This is a genomic window from Mesorhizobium sp. M1A.F.Ca.IN.020.06.1.1 (assembly GCF_004023265.1).
In the GTDB taxonomy this organism is placed as follows: domain Bacteria; phylum Pseudomonadota; class Alphaproteobacteria; order Rhizobiales; family Rhizobiaceae; genus Mesorhizobium.
Map to the genome: position 1 here is coordinate 1 of NZ_RZSR01001209.1, position 1,498 is coordinate 1,498.

A 1,498-nucleotide genomic window follows, 5' to 3' on the forward strand; every position below is an offset into this window, starting at 1 on the left:
ACGGCCTTGCCTTCGGCGGTGGCTGCGAGATCACCGAGGCGGTGCCGCTGGCGGTCGCCAGCGACCGCGCCCTGTTCGCCAAGCCCGAAATAAAGCTCGCCATGCCGCCGACCTTCGGCGGCACGCAGCGCCTGCCGAGGCTTGCCGGGCGCAAACGCGCGCTCGAACTGCTGCTTACCGGCGAGCCTTTCTCGCCCGCGCGGGCGCTGGAGCTCGGGCTGGTCAACAAAGTCGTGCCGCATGAGGAGCTGATGCCCGCCGCGCTCGATCTTGCGAACCGCATCATCCGCCATTCGCAGGCGGCGGTGGCTGGCATCCTCACCGCGGTGGCGCGCGGCATCAACCTTAGCATCGCCGAAGGCCTGCTGGTCGAGGCCGAGCAGTTCGCCCGCATGGCCCCGACCGCCGACCTCGGCGAAGGGCTCAGCGCCTGGATCGAGCGGCGCCAGCCCATCTATGACGGCTCATGGACGCACGTCACCCGGCTCAGCGAGGCACGGCGCGCCTCGTTTCGGCGCGACCCCGCGGCGGATTAGGGCGCCACGTTGAGGTGCCCCTTCATGTTGGGGTGGAAGCGGCAGAAATAGTCGACCGCTCCCACTCGCTTGAGGGTGATCCTGCCTTTCGATTTCGGCGGGATCATCACCTCCCAGCCGCCCTTCACTGTCGCGGTGTGGGCGATGACGTCCTTGTTCACCCACTCGATCGTGTCGCCGACCTTGGCCTCGACGCTCGCCGGCGAGTAGACCAGCCTGTCGATCGTCACCTCGATGGTGGCGGCGAGCGCCGGCGAAGGGACAAGCGCCAGCGCCAGCGAGCCGAGCAGCGATAACGCGCCCGCCCTCATTTCAACGTGCCGGCGACATGCTCGGCATGCTGCTCATGTCCCTGGAAGATTTTTAGCCCCGTCTCGAGCAGGCTCTTCAACTCGGCATTGCTGGCCGAAGGAATGAGCAGGGTTTCGAGCGCGCCGTTGACCTGCTTGTGATACGCGACCTCGTTCTCGATATAGGCCTTGTCGAAGGCAGTGCCCTCGAGCTTTGCCAGCTTGGCGCGCTCTTCCCTCGCCGCCTTGGTCAGCGCCTGGCTGGTGGCGTTGTCTTCCGGCTTCACCTTCAGCTTCTTCACCAGGTCGAGAGCCTGCTTGTTCACCGCCTCGTGGTCGCGCTCCATATCCTTGGCAAAGTCGACGACCTCCTTGGTTTTCGACTTCTGGATCGCCAGCTTCGCCGCCTCGATGTCGAGCACGCCGGCCGTATAGGCGATATGGGCGATCTGCGGGTCGGTCGGCTTCTCGGCGGCTCCAGCCAGCGGCGCTGCGCTGACGAGGAGGAAGGCTGCGAGGGCTGCGGTCGGTCGGATAAACATGGCATCTCCTTCGCCCGGCACATTGGCACCGGGCTTCATTCTCAGTTGACGGCCATTGGATGCGGGAGAGGGCGAAACGTTCCCGGGCAAAGTCGCGGGACACATACTCATCACTTCGTCATCTTAGGGT

General features: G+C 65.5%; 3 protein-coding genes. 1 reads left to right on the top strand and 2 read right to left on the bottom strand.

The window, feature by feature from the left end; all coding sequences use genetic code 11:
- Window positions 1–536 (top strand): enoyl-CoA hydratase-related protein (locus tag EOA60_RS32530; RefSeq protein ID WP_206628357.1); only part of this gene is annotated, 536 nt, incomplete at its 5' end.
- On the opposite strand, the gene EOA60_RS32535 is transcribed toward EOA60_RS32530, so the two are convergent.
- Window positions 533–847, bottom strand: a complete 315-nt coding sequence (locus EOA60_RS32535; RefSeq protein WP_095824445.1) for a cupredoxin family copper-binding protein — start codon at window positions 845–847, stop codon at window positions 533–535. The two genes, EOA60_RS32530 and EOA60_RS32535, sit on opposite strands and share 4 nt — an antisense overlap.
- Window positions 844–1,368 (bottom strand): DUF4142 domain-containing protein, encoded by a 525-nt coding sequence (locus EOA60_RS32540; protein ID WP_095824662.1) that lies wholly within the window; start codon window positions 1,366–1,368, stop codon window positions 844–846. Before EOA60_RS32540 ends, EOA60_RS32535 begins: the two co-directional genes overlap by 4 nt.
- Window positions 1,369–1,498: the final 130 nt, after the last annotated feature.